Origin of the sequence: Leifsonia shinshuensis, from assembly GCF_013410375.1 — a bacterium.
GTDB classification, from domain to species: Bacteria; Actinomycetota; Actinomycetes; order Actinomycetales; family Microbacteriaceae; genus Leifsonia; species Leifsonia shinshuensis.
Genome location: NZ_JACCFL010000001.1, coordinates 1,267,271 through 1,284,308 on the forward strand (window position 1 = coordinate 1,267,271; position 17,038 = coordinate 1,284,308).

General features: G+C 73.1%; 13 protein-coding genes. 6 read left to right on the plus strand and 7 right to left on the minus strand.

Annotated elements, in window-relative coordinates:
• Window positions 1-65: 65 nt before the first annotated feature.
• From HNR13_RS21995 to HNR13_RS06220, 6 genes are all read right to left on the minus strand, one after another.
• Window positions 66-1,799, minus strand: a complete 1,734-nt coding sequence (locus HNR13_RS21995; protein WP_179604949.1) for an LCP family glycopolymer transferase — start codon at window positions 1,797-1,799, stop codon at window positions 66-68.
• 129 nt (window positions 1,800-1,928) lie between these two features.
• A complete protein-coding gene (locus HNR13_RS06200; protein ID WP_179604950.1) occupies window positions 1,929-2,480 on the minus strand; it encodes a MarR family winged helix-turn-helix transcriptional regulator in 552 nt (183 codons plus the stop codon).
• A gap of 64 nt (window positions 2,481-2,544) precedes the next feature.
• Entirely contained in the window at window positions 2,545-3,093 is a 549-nt protein-coding gene (locus tag HNR13_RS06205; RefSeq protein ID WP_179604951.1) for a hypothetical protein, read from the minus strand.
• Between the two features lie 90 nt (window positions 3,094-3,183).
• Window positions 3,184-3,960 (minus strand): DNA-formamidopyrimidine glycosylase family protein, encoded by a 777-nt coding sequence (locus HNR13_RS06210; protein ID WP_179604952.1) that lies wholly within the window; start codon window positions 3,958-3,960, stop codon window positions 3,184-3,186.
• A gap of 62 nt (window positions 3,961-4,022) precedes the next feature.
• The gene (locus HNR13_RS06215; RefSeq protein ID WP_179604953.1) at window positions 4,023-8,693 is read right to left on the minus strand and encodes an ATP-dependent helicase; all 4,671 of its coding nucleotides are present in this window, start codon (window positions 8,691-8,693) and stop codon (window positions 4,023-4,025) included.
• Window positions 8,694-8,760: 67 nt separating this feature from the next.
• Window positions 8,761-9,411: an alpha/beta hydrolase gene (locus HNR13_RS06220; RefSeq protein ID WP_179604954.1), complete on the minus strand. Its 651-nt coding sequence runs from the start codon at window positions 9,409-9,411 to the stop codon at window positions 8,761-8,763.
• 111 nt (window positions 9,412-9,522) lie between these two features.
• On the opposite strand from HNR13_RS06220, the gene HNR13_RS06225 reads away from it, so the two are divergent.
• The 3 genes from HNR13_RS06225 (at window position 9,523) to HNR13_RS06235 (ending at window position 11,614) form a co-directional block, all read left to right on the plus strand.
• Entirely contained in the window at window positions 9,523-10,104 is a 582-nt protein-coding gene (locus HNR13_RS06225; RefSeq protein ID WP_179604955.1) for an NUDIX hydrolase family protein, read from the plus strand.
• 66 nt (window positions 10,105-10,170) lie between these two features.
• Window positions 10,171-11,025 carry an alpha/beta fold hydrolase gene (locus HNR13_RS06230; RefSeq protein WP_179604956.1) on the plus strand — a complete coding sequence of 285 codons (855 nt, stop codon included), beginning with the start codon at window positions 10,171-10,173 and terminating at the stop codon, window positions 11,023-11,025.
• Window positions 11,018-11,614 (plus strand): WHG domain-containing protein, encoded by a 597-nt coding sequence (locus tag HNR13_RS06235; RefSeq protein WP_179604957.1) that lies wholly within the window; start codon window positions 11,018-11,020, stop codon window positions 11,612-11,614. The genes HNR13_RS06230 and HNR13_RS06235 overlap by 8 nt, the downstream gene beginning before the upstream one ends.
• A gap of 249 nt (window positions 11,615-11,863) precedes the next feature.
• On the opposite strand, the gene HNR13_RS06240 is transcribed toward HNR13_RS06235, so the two are convergent.
• Window positions 11,864-13,606 carry a DEAD/DEAH box helicase gene (locus tag HNR13_RS06240; protein ID WP_179604958.1) on the minus strand — a complete coding sequence of 581 codons (1,743 nt, stop codon included), beginning with the start codon at window positions 13,604-13,606 and terminating at the stop codon, window positions 11,864-11,866.
• 256 nt (window positions 13,607-13,862) lie between these two features.
• On the opposite strand from HNR13_RS06240, the gene HNR13_RS06245 reads away from it, so the two are divergent.
• Genes HNR13_RS06245 through HNR13_RS06255 form a run of 3 tightly spaced genes read left to right on the plus strand, consistent with a single transcriptional unit; the run spans window position 13,863 to window position 17,035 of the window.
• Complete coding sequence (locus tag HNR13_RS06245; RefSeq protein WP_179604959.1) at window positions 13,863-16,079, plus strand: ATP-binding domain-containing protein; 2,217 nt, start codon at window positions 13,863-13,865, stop codon at window positions 16,077-16,079.
• A gap of 59 nt (window positions 16,080-16,138) precedes the next feature.
• Window positions 16,139-16,687: a GNAT family N-acetyltransferase gene (locus tag HNR13_RS06250; protein WP_179604960.1), complete on the plus strand. Its 549-nt coding sequence runs from the start codon at window positions 16,139-16,141 to the stop codon at window positions 16,685-16,687.
• 54 nt (window positions 16,688-16,741) lie between these two features.
• Window positions 16,742-17,035 carry a type II toxin-antitoxin system TacA family antitoxin gene (locus HNR13_RS06255; protein WP_179604961.1) on the plus strand — a complete coding sequence of 98 codons (294 nt, stop codon included), beginning with the start codon at window positions 16,742-16,744 and terminating at the stop codon, window positions 17,033-17,035.
• Window positions 17,036-17,038: the final 3 nt, after the last annotated feature.

Consider the following 17,038-nt stretch of genomic DNA (forward strand, 5'->3'; position numbering starts at 1 on the left):
GCGCCGGCAACTGCCGAGGCGGAAACCGTCGAGTACGCGAAGAATCTGCGTACTCGACTGTTGGGTCAGTTGATGCAGACGGTGCTGGAGTAGTTGGTGGTGGGGCCGGAGTGCGTGGGGGCCGGCGCCGGGGCGGGGGCACTGGAGCCGCCGGCAGGGGCGGCGCCGGGCGCGGCCGGCATCAGGCCGTCCTCGCCGAGGATCACCGTGACGCCCTTGACGCTGCCGGTCTCCGAGACCGCCGCGCCGGGGAGCAGCGCCGCGACGGCCTTGGCCTGCGACTCCTGACCGGAGGGGTACTCGATCGTCGTGGTCTGCTGCGAGCTCGCGTCGCCGGCGGTGCCGGTCTTGAAGCCTGCCGCCGTGAACGTCTGCGTCGCCGTGGCCGCCGCGCCGTTCATGCTGCCGCCGTTGAGGACGGTCACCGTGGTGTCGGAGGGCTTGGCCGCCTTGGCGTCGTCGTAGGCGGAGGGCGTCCCGATCAGGCTCTTGATGAACGCCGGCATCGCGGCCGTGTCCACCTGCACGATCGACACGTCGTTGCCGTCCACCGTGATGGTCGGGGTGCCGGAGACCGGGATGGTGGCCGACTGGATCTTGCCGCCGGTCAGGCCCTGGAGCTGCGCCGCGAGCTGGAGGAAGTTCAGCCCGGGGTCGGTCTCCAGCGAGCCGCTGACGGCGTCGAGGACGTTGGTGAGCTTGCCCGGGTTGAGCAGCGTCCCGGCCGACAGGAACTTGTGCGCCTCCACCGACAGGAAGTACTGCTGACGGACCACGCGGTCGAGGTCGCCGCGCGGGAGGCCGTGCCGCTGACGCACGAACGACAGCGCCTGCTGGGCGTCCAGCGTGGAGACGCCCGCCGGGAAGTTCGCGCCGGAGTACGGGTCGTTCACCGCGTTGTTGAGGCACACCTGGATCGGCCCGAGGGCCTTCGCGATCGTGTAGAAGCCGAGCAGCGAGACGCGCACATAGTGGTCGATCGACAGGCCGGTGAGGTTCTGGACCGTCTGGATGAGCAGCTTCGCCCCGCTGGTCGGGTCGCTGCCGCCGTTGCCGAGCGAGAACGCCGCGTTGAGCTTGTTCATCCCGTGACCAGGCACGTCGACCCAGGAGTCGCGGGGGAGGGAGACGAGGGTCGCCGACTTCCCGTTCGCGGGGATGTGCAGGATCATCATCGTGTCCGTGTTGGTGCCGCCGCCGTCCGCGGTGGTGCTGAGCTGGTTCAGCTCCGCCTGCGTGGCGTTGTCCGGGCGGTGGTCGTCGCCGACGAGCAGGATGTTCTGGTCCTGGCCGTCCACGTCGTTGCCGGTCTTGTTGATGACGTCCACATGGCTGACGCCGCCGACGAACCGGAAGTAGCTGTACGCCGCGTAGCCGCCGAGGACGACGAGGAGGACCGCGAGGCCGGCCGCCGTCCAGACGATGATGCGCTTGGCGCGCCGGCGCTTCCGCGGAGGCTTGCCGCCGCCCGCGCCACCCGCGCCGCCGTCACCGGATCCGTCGCCCGCACCGCCGTCGTCGCCCGCGGGACCGGGGGCAGGGGAACCGGAGAGGCCGAAGAGATCGAAGGGTGCGCCGGCCGCGCCTGCTCCTGCGGCACCGGCTCCCGCCGCGCCCGCTCCTGCCGCGCGTCCGCCGGCGTTGCGCCCGGAGGGCACACCGGACGCCGGCCGCGTGGCCCGCACCGGCCGGCGCGGGTCGGCGGCGGGCACGCGTCCGAAGACCTCGGTCGGCGGCTCCGGACGGTCGTCACGGCCGGCGGCGGAGTCGTCTCCAGGGGGGAAGTTCGGGCGTCGCACACCAGAACGCTAGGGGCAACGGCCTGCGAACAGCCTGGTTTCCGCGGTGTTCCGGCGGAATGGTCAGGAGATCAGCGAGCACTTCTCAGCATGCTCACGGCATGCGGGCGCGCGGCGCTGCGAGAGTCCTCACGCGGCCGGGCCGGCGGACTCCGCGTCGGCGGGCTCCGGGCCGGCGGGCTCCGCGTCGGCGGGCTCCTGGCAGGGCGCGGCGGCCATCGCCTCGGTCATCCGCTTCGAGATCGCGAGCAGCACGTCCTGCTGCCCGGGGGTGAGCGCGTCGAAGAGGATGCGCCGGATGGTGGCCGTGTGCTGGGGCAGCGCACGCACGACGACGCGGCGCCCGTCGCGGCTCAGCCGGACCCAGCTCGCGCGGCGGTCCTCGGCGCAGTCCTCGCGCTCCACCAGGCCGCGCGCCTCCATGCGGGTCACCTGGTGCGAGACCCGGCTCTTCTCCCAGCCGGTCAGCTCGACCAGGTCGCGCACCCGCAGCCGCCGCCCCGGCGACCGGACGAGGGACATCAGCACCTCGAGCTCGGAGATCGAGATGCCGTCGTCGCGCTGCAGCTGCGAGTCGAGCGTCCGATCGAATCCGCGCCGCATCAGGTAGAACGCGTGGAAGAGCTCCTCTTCGTCAGCGCTGAGCTTGCGCGGGTCGGGTCGGGTTCGCGCGATCGCCATACGTCATCCTTGCACGCGTCCGGTTCGTCGGGAGGGACGGTACGCGCGGGGCGAACGGCCGCCCTCAGTGCGCCAGCTGCTCCAGGAAGACGACGAGAACACCGAGCGCGACGATGCCGATCAGCACGATCAGCTGCTTCCACCAGGCGAGGCCGGTGCGCGACACCGCGATGCGCGCGATCACCGCGAGCGACGCGATGAGGGCCGCGATCGCGATCACGACGGCGGTCTGCGCCGCCATCCAGCCGAGCATCGCCGCCATCAGGACCAGCAGCGGCACGGCGAGGACCGTGAGCGCGCGGGAGGCGACGGCCAGCAGGTGCCGGAACTCCCGCGCGGTCGGGAGGGTGTTGTGCACGATCATGTGCGAGACCAGGTCGGAGGCGAGCCCCGCGAGCAGCACGCCGACGACGGAGATGACGAGTGTCCAGAGCACGGTCGGGGAGTCCAGGTGCTCGCCGTGCGCGTTCAGCGCCATCAGGATCGCCAGCGCCGTGAAGGTTACGTAGATCCGCTCGCGGAGCCGGTCGCCGGCCTCCCGCCGCTCCTCCTCGGTCGCGTCGTCGGGCAGGTGCGCGTCGTCGGGCTGATGCGGGAGCCGCCGGTCGGACATGCGACGAGCCTAGCGCCGGGCCCTCGGGGAGCCGCTCGCCGGCGGCGGGTCACCGAGGAGGACGCGCCCTGATGTCCGCTTGCGTCCCGCTCAGGTCTGGCAGACCGGGCAGAAGTAGCTGACCCGTTCCTCCAGCTCGGTGCGGCCCAGCTCCGAGCGCCGGATGAGGGCGCCGCAGCGCAGGCAGGGGCGCCCGTCGCGGCCGTACACCCAGGTGTTGCGGCCGCGGCGGGTGTCGCCGGTGGTCACGCGGATCGGGCGGTCGCGGTTCGCCACCAGCATGCGGCGCGCCAGGTCGACGGTCGCCGGGAGGTCGGCCTCCCGCACCGGCCGGGTCGGCAGCATCCCGCGCACGAAGCAGAACTCGTTGGCGTAGACGTTCCCGATGCCGGCGAGGTTGCGCTGGTCGAGCAGCGCGACGGCGATCGGGGTGTCCGGGTGCTCCGCCAGCCGGCGCACGGCCTCGCCGGCGTCCCAGTCCGGGCCGAGCAGGTCGGGGCCGAGGTGGCCGACGACCTCGTCCTCCCGCGACCGCGGCACCACCTCGAGGATCCCGAGCTGGAAGCCGACCGCCTGCGTCTCGGCGGTCTGCAGCACGACGCGGGCCTGGAAGCCGGGGTGCCGCCAGCGGCCGCCGGGCGGGTACACCTCCCACGACCCCTCCATCTTGAGGTGGCTGTGGATGGTCTGGTCGCCCACCCGGATCAGCAGGTGCTTGCCGCGGCTGACCACCTCGTCCACGTGCCGCCCGCTGAGGTCGACGGTCGCGTACTTCGGCACCCGGAAATCGGTCTCGGTCAGCAGCCGGCCCTCCAGCGCACGTCGCAGGCGCGCGGCGGTCTGGTAGACGGTGTCACCCTCGGGCATCGGCCGTCATCCTCGTGGCCGGCGCCCCGGCGGGCAGGGCGGCCTCCTTCGCGCGCATCCGCTCAGCCTCGCAGCCGGAGGCCGCGCGGCGTCGCCAGGAACCCCGCCTCGGCGAGGGCCGCGCCGAGCGGGCTGCCCAGCACACCGGCGCCGTTGACGGTCTCGATCGCGAGCTTGTCGACGCGGCGCGACGTCACCAGCCCGGCCAGTGCGCGGGAGGCTGCGACGAGAGCCGGTCGCGCCGTCTCGTCCTCCTGGTCGGCGAAGCAGAGCAGGCTCTTGCCGCCGCGCTCCACGTAGAGTGTGAGTTCGCCGTCGACCAGGGCGACCAGCGCGCCCGCCTTGCGCCCCGGCCGGTGGCCGGTGCCGCCCTCCACCCCTCCGGTCGGCGCGGGGACGGCCGGCCACGGCAGCGCGGCGCCGTAGGCGTTCGCGGGGTCGGTCGCCGCCAGCGCGACCGCCTCGAAGGGGCGCGGCTGGGTGTGGTCGCGGGCGAAGGTGCGCAGGCGGTCCACGGTCGGGCCGCTCGCGAACTGCGCGGCGCCGAGCGTCTCCACGAAGTAGCCGCGGCGCGCCCGTCCGCTGTCCTCGAAGCCGCTGAGCACTTTGTAGGCGAGCGCGAAGCCGCCCGGCGTCCCCTCGTTCATCACCGAGCCGCGGGTGACGACGCCGTACCGGTCGAGCAGCGTCTCGGCCTGCCCGTGCGCGCGGATCGTGGAGTCCAGGTCGCGCTCGGGGAGCAGCGACCACCGGCCGGCGACCGTCGGCGGCCCCATCCGGGTCACCATCGCCGAGGTGCGCGGCGCACCGACGCGGCCGCGGTACATCCGGGAGCGGGTGGGCTGCCTGGGTCGCTTGTGGGCGCCGCCGCCTCCGCCGGTCAGCGTGCGCAGCGGAGCGAGCGTGTCGTTGGTCACCAGACCGGCCCAGACCAGGTCCCAGAGGGCGGTGACGAGCGTGGCGTCCTCGATCGCTTCGCCGCGCTCGGCGCCGAGCGTGTCCGAGAGCTGCCGGAAGAAGTAGCCGCCGCCGCGCGCGAGCGCGGCCAGGACGCCGCGCTGCAGCTCGTCGGGCTCGTGATCGGCGGGCGGTGCGAGCGTGAGCGGGGCCGAGTCGGCGAGGTTGAGGCTGATCCAGCCGTCGTTGCCGGGCAGCGAGCCGTCGCCCGCCCAGATCACCTCGCCGGTGGCGGTGAGCTCGTCCAGCATCGCCGGGCTGTAGTCCGCGACGCGGCTCGGCAGCACCAGCGATTCCCACGCGGAGGCCGGGATGCGCGCGCCGGCGAGCTGCTCGATGACCGAGGCCACCGCGTCCACGCCGCGCAGCGTGGAGCCGACGTGCTGCCAGTCGCCGAGGAACCGCGCGAAGGTCGCGGTCTCGACCGGCTCGACCTCCTGACGGAGCGCGGCGAGCGACATCCGCCGCAGCCGCCGCAGCACCTCCGCGTCGCACCATTCGGAGCCGGTGGCGTGCGGGCGGAACTCGCCCTCCACCACGCGGCCGTCGCGGGAGAGCCGGCGCAGCGCGTCGTGCACGATCGCGGGGCCGAGACCGAACCGGGCGGCGACCTCCGCCACCTCGAACGGGCCGTGCGTGCGGGCGTAGCGGCTGACCAGGTCGCCGAGCGGGTCGTCCACCGGCTCGATGAACGCGACCGGCACGCCGATCGGGAGGGGCACGCCGAGCGCGTCGCGGAGGCGGCTCGCGTCCTCGATGGCGGCGTAGCGCTCCTCGCCGGCGATGGTGACGGCCAACGCGCGCTTGGCGTCGACGAGGGAGGTGAGATGCGCCCGGGCGGCGGCCAGGGTGGCATGTGGCGGGGCGACGGCCGCCTCGATCTCGGCCGCATCGCCCGCATCCTCACCCTGCAGCCGCTCCGCCACCTGCGCGACCGTGAGCGGCCCGAGCAGGCGCAGGAGATCGGCCACGCCCTCCTCGCCGCGCACCCGGCGCTCGGGGTCGAGCCGCTGAAGCTGCAGCTCCACCCGCTCGATCACCGACGGGTCGAGCAGCTCCCGCAGCTCGGCGCGGCCGAGCAGCTCGGCGAGCAGCCCCGCGTCGAGCGACAGCGCCGCCGCGCGCCGCTCCGCGAGCGGGCTGTCGCCCTCGTACATGAACGCCGCGACGTAGCCGAACAGCAGCGAGCGGGCGAACGGCGATGCCGTCTCGGTCGCGGCCTCCACCAGGGTGATCCGGCGCTGGGCGATGCTCTGCGCCACCTCGTTCAGAGCCGGGAGGTCGTAGACGTCCTGCAGGCACTCCCGCACCGTCTCCAGGATGATCGGGAAGCTCGGGTACTTGCGGGCGACGTCGAGCAGCTGCGACGCCTTCTGCCGCTGCTGCCAGAGCGGCGACCGCTTGCCCGGGTTGTACTTGGGCAGCAGCAGCGCGCGGGCCGCGCACTCGCGGAACCGCGAGGCGAACAGCGCCGAGCCGCCGACCTCCAGCGTCACCAGCTCGTCCAGTTCGGCCGGTTCGAAGACGAACAGCTCGCCGCCGGGCGGGGTGGATTCCGTGTCGGGAATACGCACGATGATCCCGTCGTCCGCCGCCATCGCGCCGGCATCGATGCCGTAGCGCTCGCGCACGCGCGCCTGCACCGCCAGCGCCCACGGCGAGTGCACCTGCATGCCGTACGGGGAATGCAACACCACGCGCCAGTCGCCGAGCTCGTCGCGGAACCGCTCCACCACGAGTGTGCGGTCGGTCGGGGTGTGGCCGGTGGCCTCCTTCTGCTCGCGCAGGAACGCCAGCAGGTTGGCCGTCGCGAAGGCGTCGAGGCCGGCCTCCACGCAGCGCAGCTCGGCGTCCGCGGGAGAGGCCGCGCTCAGCTCGCGCACGAACGCTCCGACCGCCGCGCCCAGCTCGGCGGGCCGGCCGATGCCGTCGCCCTTCCAGAACGGGAGGCGTCCCGGCTCGCCGAAGGCGGGGGAGACCAGCACCCGGTCGTGGGTGATCTCCTGGATGCGCCAACTCGTGGAGCCGAGCGCGAACACGTCGCCGACGCGCGACTCGTAGACCATCTCCTCGTCCAGCTCGCCCACCCGGCTGGCCCGCTCGCCGACCATGTAGACGGCGAACATCCCGCGGTCGGGGATCGTGCCGCCGCTGGTCACGGCGAGCCGCTGCGCGCCGGGGCGGCCGGTGAGCGTGCCCGCGTCGCGGTCCCAGACGATGCGCGGGCGGAGCTCGGCGAACTCGTCGGAGGGGTACCGGCCGGCGAGCAGGTCGAGGGTCGCGTCGTAGGCGCTGCGCGGCAGCGTCGCGAACGGGGCGGCCCGGCGCACGGTGTCGAACCAGTCGTCGGCGTCGAGCGGGTCGAGGGCGGTCGCCGCGATCGTCTGCTGCGCGAGGATGTCGAGCGGGTTGGCCGGAATCCGCATCGTCTCGATCAGGCCGCCGACCATCCGCTCGGTGGCGACGGCCGAGTGGATGAGGTCGGCGCGGTGCTTGGGGAACACGACCCCGCGCGACACCTCGCCCACCTGGTGGCCGGCGCGCCCGACCCGCTGCAGCCCGCTGGCGACCGAGGGCGGCGCCTCCACCTGCACGACGAGGTCCACCGCGCCCATGTCGATGCCGAGCTCCAGGCTGGAGGTCGCGACGACGCAGCGCAGCCGGCCGGACTTGAGGTCGTCCTCGATGAGGGCGCGCTGCTCCTTGCTGACCGAACCGTGATGTGCGCGGGCGAGCACGAGCGACTCGGGGTCGGCCACCGCGGCGGAGCCCTTGGTCTGGTCCGAGCCGCCCATCAGCTCGGCCGGAGCCCGGGAGGTCGCGGCGCCTCCCGCCTCGCCGCCGAGCAGCCGCTCCTCGTACAGCTCGTTGAGCCGCGCGGTCAGTCGTTCGGCCAGCCGCCGCGAGTTCGCGAACACGATCGAGGAGCGGTGCTCCAGCACGCGGTCGACGATCGCCTCCTCCACGTGCGGCCAGATCGAGCCGGCCTGCGGAGCCGATCCGTCGTCGTTGTCGCTGGCGTAGGTGGAGGTGCCGAGTTCGCTCATGTCCTCGACCGGCACGACGACCCGCAGATCGAACCGCTTGCCGGCCGGCGGGGCCACGATCTCCACGGGTGCGCTGCCGCCGAGGAACCGGGCGACCTCCTCCGGTGGCCGGACGGTCGCGGACAGCCCGATGCGCTGGGCGGGCTTCTCCAGCAGGGCGTCGAGCCGCTCCAGGGACAGCGCGAGGTGCGCGCCGCGTTTGGTCGCCGCGACGGCGTGCACCTCGTCCACGATCACCGTCTCGACGGTCGCGAGCGTCTCGCGCGCCTGCGACGTGAGCATCAGGAACAGCGACTCCGGCGTGGTGATGAGGATGTCCGGCGGCGAGGCCACGAGCGCGCGCCGGTCGGCCGACGAGGTGTCGCCGGAGCGCACGCCGACGCTGACGTGGGGTGGTTCGGCGCCGAGCCGCCGCGCGGTCTGCGTGACGCCGACGAGCGGAGCGCGGAGGTTGCGCTCCACGTCGACGCCGAGCGCCTTCAGCGGCGAGATGTAGAGCACGCGGGTGCCGCGCGGGGCGTCCGGCGGCCGCTCCTCGCTCGCCAGGCGGTCGATCGCCCAGAGGAACGAAGCGAGCGTCTTGCCCGAGCCGGTCGGCGCGATGACCAGCGCGTGCCGGCCGTGCGAGATGGCTTCCCACGCCCCGGCCTGCGCGTCCGTGGGCGCGGCGAACGCCCCGCGGAACCACTCACGGGTCGCGGGGGAGAACCGGTCGAGCACGTCGCTCATCGCCTCCATCCTGCTCCCGGCCACCGACAGCGGCCAAGTCGCGGCGTCGGCCCGCGGCGTCCGGCGGTCAGCGCGGCAGGTGCGTGCGGATGAAGGAGGAGATGTCGCCGAGCTCGAGCGGCGAGATGCCGTGGCCGAGACCCTCGTAGATGCGCGCGTCGAGCGCGGTGTGGGCGGCCAGCCAGTCCGCGGCGCGGGCGACGCCCGCGGCGGGGATGGTGTCGTCGTGCGTGCCGCGGCCCCAGAACACCGGGGGCCGGCGCTCGGCGAGCGCGGCGTCGCCCTCCTCCGTGCCCTGCACGACGAACGCCGAGAGCATGACCGCGAAGTCGAAGCGCTCCGGCGCGAGGCGCATCAGCTGCAGCGCCAGGGCGCCGCCCTGCGAGAAGCCGAGCAGGCCGGTCGGCGCGTCGGGCTGCTCGTCCAGCCAGTCGAGGACCGCGCGGGCCGCCGCGTCGGCGTTGGCGGCGAGCGGGTCGACGGAGACGTTGGTGAACCGCGAGAACCACGCGAAGCCCGGGCCCTCCGGGATCGGCGCACGCAGCGACGCGATCACCGGCTCCAGCGGCAGGTAGGCCGAGATCCCGAAGAGGTCCGCCTCGTCCGACGCGTAGCCGTGCAGGAGGATCAGTCGCGGGCGGCCGACGCGGTCGGCTTCACCGGCGGACCAGAGCACCGCCTCGTGATCGAGGTGGAGCTCGGGGGCGGGGATGGGCATGGTCCATTGTGCGCACGTCACCGTGTCCTCCACATCCCCCCAGATCGCGGCGCAGTCCACAGATCGGTCTGTCCGGGTGGCGCCGGGATACTGCATCCGTAGGATCAGTGCATGAGCGTGCGCACCCCCGACCCGGATCCGACCCCCGACCCGCTCGACGGCGAGGGCGTCCAGCCCGGCCCAGCCTGGCTGAGCGACATCGAGCTGGAGCAGATCCGCAGACGGCTGCCGCTGCTCTACGTGGAGGCCGTGCCGGTGCGGGTGGACGGCCTCGGCCAGGTCACCGAGGTCGGCGTGCTGCTGCGCGCCAACGCGGTGGGCGAGATCACCCGCACGCTGGTCTCCGGCCGGGTCATGTACGGGGAGACGCTGCGCGAGGCGCTGTTCCGGCACCTGGAGAAAGACCTCGGGCCGATGGCGTTCCCGCTGCTGCCCGCGAGCCCGGTGCCGTTCCAGGTCGCGGAGTACTTCCCGCTGCCGGGGGTGTCGGCGTTCACCGACGAGCGGCAGCACGCGGTCTCGCTCGCCTATGTCGTGCCGGTCACCGGCACCTGCGAACCGCGGCAGGACGCGCTGGAGATCACCTGGATGACGCCGGAGGAGGCCGTGTCGCACACGGTCAGCGAGGAGCTCGAGGGCGGTCGCAGCGCCCTGGTCAAGGCCGCGATGGCGTCGGTGGGCAAGCTCGTCTGAGCCCGCGCCGGAGAGTTCCGAAAATTCCTCTTGCGCTCGTTGGCTAATGGTATTAGCTTTACGGCTATGAACACTTCCATCGCTTCGCAGGTCAAGTTCCTGCAGCGCCCCGAGGGACGCATCAGCTACACCGTCGAGGGCTCCGGCCCGCTCGTCGTCGCCGTCCCCGGGATGGGCGACCTCCGCTCCACGTACCGCGAGCTGACCGGCCCGCTCCTGGAGGCCGGCTACCGGGTCGCCGTCACGGACCTGCGTGCGCACGGGGAGTCGGACACGACGTTCCGCGAGTTCGGCGACATCGCCACCGCGCGCGACCTGATCGCGCTGATCGACGAGCTCGGCGGCAACGCCGTCGTCCTCGGCAACTCGATGGGCGCGGCCGCCGCCGCCTGGGCCGCCGCCGAGCGCCCCGACGCGATCGCCGGCCTCGTGCTCTACGGCCCGCTGCTGCGCGACCCGGCGATGAGCCGCTTGACCGTCGCAGCCATCCACGGGATGTACCGCGTGCTGTTCACCGGCCCGTGGGGCCCGGCGGTGTGGGCGGGCTACTACCGCTCGATCAACAAGGGCCGCACCGCCCCGTGGCTGAAGGAGCACTCGGCCGACCTCAAGCGCAACATGAAGGAGCCCGGCCGGCTCCGCTCGTTCCGCCACCTCACCCTCCAGCTCACCCACTCGGTGGTGGAGCCCCGGATGCCCGAAGTGAAGGCCCCGACCCTCGCCTTCGTCGGAGCCCTCGACCCCGACTACCGCGACCCGGCCGCCGAGGCCGACTGGATCGAGTCCTTCGGCGCCGAGGTCGTCCGCGTCCCCGAAGCCGGCCACTACCCGCAGGCCCAGCGGCCGGACATCATCGTCCCGGCGACCTTGCGGTTCCTGGCGGAGCGGCGGGAGAGCGGCTGGGGTGAGAAGCGTGCCTAGGGCCGGCCTCACCCGCCCGGCGGTCGCGGCGGTGGCCCTGGACCTCGTGGACGCCGGAGGCGTGAACGGCCTCGACCGCCTCACCCTCGCGGCCGTCGCCTCCCGGGCGGGCGTCGCGGTGCCGAGCCTCTACAAGCACGTCGCCTCCCTCGACGACCTGCGCCGCGTGGTCGCCACCGAGTGCGTCGCCGAGCTGACGGGTGTGCTCGCCGAGGCGACCATCGGCCGCTCGGGGTCGGATGCCATCCACTCAGCCGCGGACGCCGTCCGCGCCTACGCCCACCGCCACCCCGGCCGGTACGCGGCGACCCAGGTGGCGCCGGACCTCGCCTCCGAGGCGGACGCCGAGCTTGCGGCGCGTGCCGGCGAGACCATCGCCGTCCTGGCGGCGGCGCTGCGCGGCTTCGGCCTCCCCGAGGATTCCACGGTCGACGCCATCCGGATGCTGCGCAGCGCCCTCCACGGCTTCATCACCCTCGAACTCGGCGGCGGCTTCGGCCTCCCCGACGACCTCGACCGCAGTTTCCGCCTCCTGATCGACGGCATCGAGGCGGGGATCGCCTCCCTGGCGGCGCACGCAGTCCGCTAGCACGGGAATCGTTCCCCCGAGTCCCGTCCGTGAGGACCCGGCCATCTCGTTCGACCGGAATTCGCACCCTCCCGGCCCTGATTCTCCGGAGTTACGGACACTCCCACGGCGCGTCGTCCCGAGTCTCCGGAGTTGTGGGCGGGTGGGCAACGGAGGAGATCCGCTCGGGGAACGGCCCGAAACGCAGTCAACGGAGGAGATCCGGCCGGTTGTCGGCCGGATCTCCTCCGTTGTGCGTGCGGTTGTGGGTCAGCCGCGGGCGCGGCGGGTGCCGCGTCCGCGGGTGGTGCCCGAATTCACCAGGTCGCCGACGCGCATGCCCTGGCGGGGAGCGTTCGAGCCGTGGGTCGAGCCGCCCTTGTGGCCCGATCCGGTGGTGTGCGTCGCGGCGTCGCCGCCGGAGGAGCGACGGCCGCGGCCGTTCCCGCGCGAGGTGCTGTCGTTCTGGCCCCCGCGGCCTCCGGCGCTGCGGCCCGAGGCGGTCTGGTCGGCACCGCCACGACCACCGTTCCGGCCGCCGCCGTTCCGGCCGCCGTTGCGGCCCACGCCATTCTCACCTGCGGCCTCACGGCCTCCGGCATTCCGGCCGCCAGCGTTCCGGCCGCCGCCGTTGCGGCCTCCGGGCTCGCGACCTGCGCCGTTCTGGCCCGCGTCACCCGCGACGCCGTTCTGACCGCCGCCCCCACGACGACGCCTCCGGCCAGCGCCGTTGCCGGCGCCCGAGGCGGCAGCCTCGCGGCCGCCACCGTTCGCGCCACCACGACCGCCGCCGTTCCCGCCGCCGTTCACGACCGCGACAGGAGCGACGCGCTCCGCGCGCTCGCCCACCAGCGCGGTCACCGCGGCCGACTCCGCCGTCACCCGCTGCGGCGTCGCCGTGATCGCGGCCGCGCGCAGCAGCTGCTTCACGTCGCCCGCCTGCTCCGGCAGCATCACGGTGGCGACGTCGCCGGCGCTGCCCGCGCGGGCGGTGCGGCCCGAGCGGTGCAGGTACGCCTTGTGCTCCGCGGGCGGGTCGACGTGCACGACCAGCTCCACCTCGTCCACGTGGACGCCGCGGGCGGCGACGTCCGTCGCCACGAGCACGCGCACGTCCCCGCTGCCGAACGCCGCGAGGTTGCGGTCGCGTGCGCCCTGGCTCAGGTTGCCGTGCAGGTCCACGGCCGGGATGCCGGCCGACGTGAGCTGCTTGGCGAGCCGCTTGGCCTGGTGCTTGGTGCGCATGAAGAGGATGCGGCGGCCGCGCCCGGAGGCGAGCACGTGGATGAGGTCCTTCTTGGCGTCCTGGTCGGCCACCTCGAAGACGTGGTGGGTCATGGCCTCCACGTGGCTGGTGGCCTCGTCCACCGAGTGCAGCACCTCGTTCTGGAGGAACTTCTTCACCAGCTTGTCCACGCCGTTGTCCAGCGTCGCCGAGAACAGCAGGCGCTGGCCGCGGGCCGGCGTGGCGTTCAGGATGCGCGTGACCGTGGGCAGGAAGCCGAGGTCGGCCATGTGGTCGGCCTCGTCCAGCACCGTGAGCTCCACCTTGTCGAGGTGGACGATGCCCTGCTTCATCAGGTCTTCGAGGCGGCCGGGGCAGGCGACGATGATGTCGACGCCGGCCTGCAGCGCGGTCACCTGGCGGCTCTGGGAGACGCCGCCGAAGATCGTGGTCGTGGTGAGTCCGAGCGCGGCCGCGAGCGGCTTGAGGGTGGCGTCGATCTGGGTGGCGAGCTCGCGGGTCGGCGCGAGCACCAGGCCGCGGGGCCGGCGGTAGCCGCGCGACGGACGACCGCCTTCGGTGGATGCTGCCAGCCGTGCGGCCAGCGGCAGCGAGAACGCGATGGTCTTGCCGGAGCCGGTCTTGCCGCGGCCGAGCACGTCGCGTCCGGCGAGCGTGTCGGGCAGGGTGTCGGCCTGGATGGGGAACGGCTCCGTCTTGCCGTCGGCCGCGAGGACGGCGACGAGGGGAGCGGGCACGCCGAAGTCGGCGAAAGTCTGGTTGGTCACTGGTGCCTTTCTGGCAGAGTCGGCCCACGGTGGGCCGGTCCGGCGGCGTCGCGGAAGGGCGACGTCTTCGCCGGAAAGAAGAGTGGATGGTGCGCGGCGGGGGCCCCGCCCGGCGCTCGCGCACGCCGGCAATGCCGGCAGGCCAGTCGTGCTGGTCCGTCGAGTCTACCGGGTGCGGGCCGCACGGATGCTGGGAGCGCATTCATAGCCGGAGGTCGTAGACTATCGGCCCGTAATCCCGGAAGGTGGTTCGCGCGTGCAGGAATCCGAGCTCGATCGTGAGCGCACCGTCGTTTCCGGCCTGTACGAGCGTCTCGACACGCTCCGGGCGGAGACGGAGGAGCGGCTGACGCGGGTGCGCCGGGAGAGCGTCGGGAGCAACCACCAGGCGCGCAGCGAACGCGACGCTTTCGCCCGGCTGTACGAGGACCAGCTCGTCCAGCTCCGGGATGTGGACGCCCGGCTCGTGTTCGGGAGGCTGCTGCTGGAGGAGCCGGTCGACGGCACCGACCACCGCTACATCGGCCGCGTGGGTCTGCGCGATGACGACCAGCGCTCGCTGCTCGTGGACTGGCGCGCCCAGCAGGCGAGCGCCTTCTACCAGGCGACCGCGAACGAGCGGATGGGCGTGCGCGCCCGCCGCCACCTGACCATGAACGGCCGCCAAGTGGTGCGGATCGACGACGAGGTCTTCGACGAGTCGCTGCTCGACGGCGACGCGTCCGGCGAGCACGTCCAGGGCGAGGGCGCGCTGCTGGCAGCCCTCACCGCGCAGCGCACCGGTCGCATGCACGACATCGTGGCGACCATCCAGGCCGAGCAGGACCGCATCATCCGGTCCGACATCCGCGGCGCGCTGGTCGTGCAGGGCGGCCCCGGCACCGGCAAGACCGCCGTCGCGCTGCACCGCGCCGCCTACCTGCTGTACGCGAATCGGCAGCGGCTGAGCGCCTCCGGCGTGCTCGTCGTCGGTCCGTCATCCGCGTTCCTGCGCTACATCGAGGCCGTGCTCCCGTCGCTCGGCGAGACCGGCGTCGTCATGCAGACGCTCGGCGAGCTGTTCCCGGGCGTGGAGGCCTCCACCGAGGACGCGCCGGAGGCCGCCCGGCTGAAGGGCTCCATCCAGATGGCGCGGCTGCTGTCCCGCGCCGTCCGCTCCCGCCAGAAGGCGCCGACCGAGCCGCAGACCATCGTCGTCGACAACGAGCGGCTGGTGGTCCAGCCCGACCTCGTCCAGCGCGCGCTCGCCAAGGCGCAGCGCACCGGCAAGCCGCACAACGTCGCGCGCGTCACCTTCGTGAAGCAGGCTCTCGGGGAGCTGACCGACCAGCTGGCCGCCCAGCTCCGGGCCGGCGGCTCGACCATCGACGAGGCGGACCTCCGGGTGCTGCGGGAGGACCTGCGCACCTCGTACGACGTCCGCGTGCTGCTCAACACGGCCTGGCTGCCGCTCACCCCGCAGAAACTGCTGCAGGACTTGTACGCGCGTCCTGCGTGGCTGGCCGAGCTGACGCCGCGCTGGACGCCGGCGCAGCGGGAGGCGCTGCTGCGCGACCGGACCGCGCCGTTCACGGTCTCCGACGTGCCGCTCCTGGACGAGGCCGCCGAGCTGCTCGGCGACTTCCCCGGCCGCGCCGACCCGGCCTCCCGCGAGCGCGAGCGGCAGCGCAAGCGCGACCTGGAGAACGCCCGCGCGGCGATCCGCAACATGGGCGTGCAGGGCCTGGTCAGCGCCGAGCAGCTCGCCGACGGTTTCGCCGAGCAGGAGGACCGCGGCACGACCGCCGAGCGCGCCCTCGCCGACCGGTCGTGGACCTACGGCCACGTGGTCGTGGACGAGGCGCAGGAGCTGTCGGCGATGCAGTGGCGCGTGCTCGTGCGCCGCTGCCCGATGAAGTCGTTCACGATCGTGGGCGACATCGCCCAGGTGGCGTCGGCCGCCGGCGCGACCAGCTGGGACGAAGCGCTCAGCCCGTCGTTCAAGGACGCCTGGCGGCTGGAGGAGCTCACCGTCAACTACCGCACGCCCGCGCAGATCACCCGCGAAGCGGAGCGCATCGCGACCGAGGCCGGGCTGCCGATCACGCCGACGCGCGCGGTCCGGGAAGGCGACTGGCCGATCCGGCGGGTGGCGGCGGACGCGGCGGGACTGCCGGCCGCGGTCGCGGAGGCGGTCGCGCACGACCGGTCCGTGGACGCGGAGGGCACGCTCGCCGTGATCGCGACGTCCGCCGAGGTGGAGGCCGTGGCCGCGGAGGTGCGCGCGCGGTTCGGCGACGCGGCGGCCCGCGGGGCGGCCGGGCTGACACGCCCGATCTCGGTGCTCACCGGCTACGAGGCGAAGGGCCTGGAGTTCGACGCGGTCGTGCTGGCCGACCCGGCGGCGCTCGCCGCGGAGTCGGTGCGCGGCGCGGCGTCGCTGTACGTGGCGATGACGCGGCCGACGCAGCGGCTGACGCTGGTGGAGGTGTAGGCGCTCGGTAATACATTCATTTCTGGATGTAGCCCGAACATTATCTGTATGCTCGGGGAATGAGTGCGCAGGAGCTCAGGGGAGCGGATGGCGAGCCTGCGGGTGCGCCGATTCGATTGGTCGCGTTCGACGCGGCATTCGACCGCTCGGTCTTCGACTGTGGCGAGCAAGCCGTGAATGACTGGTTCCGCCGGCAGGCGGGGCAGTCGCACCGCTCGAACAACGCGCGGACGGTCCTGGCGGTCCAGGGCTTTGCCGTCGTGGGCTTCTATGCGTCCCGGGTAGGGACGATGGAGAGAGGCGAAGTCGCAGAAGCTTTCGGGGGAGGGCGCGGTCGATATCCGATGCCCGCGATCCTCCTTGCCCAACTGGGAGTCGACGTACGATCGCAAGGTCGTGGGCTGGGTGCGAGGTTGCTTGTCCATGCGCTGGAGAGCTTCCTTGCCGTCGCCGACAAAGTCGGTGTCGAGGTGATCTTGGTGGATGCGCTCACGCCGGAGTTGTGCGCCTTCTACCGGAAGATGGGCTTTCGATCGCTAGAGGATCGGCACCTTCGGATGTTCATGCCGGTGAAGGTGCTGAGGGCGACTTTCAACGCATCGAGCTGAGGGAATCCATCAGACGGGTGCACCCCGTACGTACATCGTGTGTACACTGAACCCATGACCGCACTCGCCCCCGCCAAGACCGAGCGGCTCAACCTCCGATTGAGCGCAGAAGCGCGCGACACCCTCCGCGCCGCGGCCGAGCTGGCGCAGCAGGATCTGACGTCGTTCATTCTCGGGCCGGCACTGCAGAACGCCCGCGACATCCTGCTTCAGGACGCGCTGATCAAGCTCACTCCGGCGGAGGCCCTTCAGGTCGAGCGTGCGCTCGACGAGCCGGCGGTCGCGTCGAAGCCCCTGGCCGATCTCATCACGCGGGTTCGCGCGACCCGCGAGGCGACGGAGGCCTGAGCC

Excerpts from the sequence above, each read along its gene's own strand:
- HNR13_RS06250 (WP_179604960.1), top strand. The coding sequence starts at position 16,139 with ATGAGTGCGCAGGAGCTCAGGGGAGCGGATGGCGAGCCTGCGGGTGCG.
- HNR13_RS06225 (WP_179604955.1), top strand. The coding sequence starts at position 9,523 with ATGAGCGTGCGCACCCCCGACCCGGATCCGACCCCCGACCCGCTCGAC.
- HNR13_RS06255 (WP_179604961.1), top strand. The coding sequence starts at position 16,742 with ATGACCGCACTCGCCCCCGCCAAGACCGAGCGGCTCAACCTCCGATTG.
- HNR13_RS06230 (WP_179604956.1), top strand. The coding sequence starts at position 10,171 with ATGAACACTTCCATCGCTTCGCAGGTCAAGTTCCTGCAGCGCCCCGAG.
- HNR13_RS06220 (WP_179604954.1), bottom strand. The coding sequence starts at position 9,411 with ATGCCCATCCCCGCCCCCGAGCTCCACCTCGATCACGAGGCGGTGCTC.
- HNR13_RS06200 (WP_179604950.1), bottom strand. The coding sequence starts at position 2,480 with ATGGCGATCGCGCGAACCCGACCCGACCCGCGCAAGCTCAGCGCTGAC.
- HNR13_RS06205 (WP_179604951.1), bottom strand. The coding sequence starts at position 3,093 with ATGTCCGACCGGCGGCTCCCGCATCAGCCCGACGACGCGCACCTGCCC.
- HNR13_RS06215 (WP_179604953.1), bottom strand. The coding sequence starts at position 8,693 with ATGAGCGACGTGCTCGACCGGTTCTCCCCCGCGACCCGTGAGTGGTTC.
- HNR13_RS06210 (WP_179604952.1), bottom strand. The coding sequence starts at position 3,960 with ATGCCCGAGGGTGACACCGTCTACCAGACCGCCGCGCGCCTGCGACGT.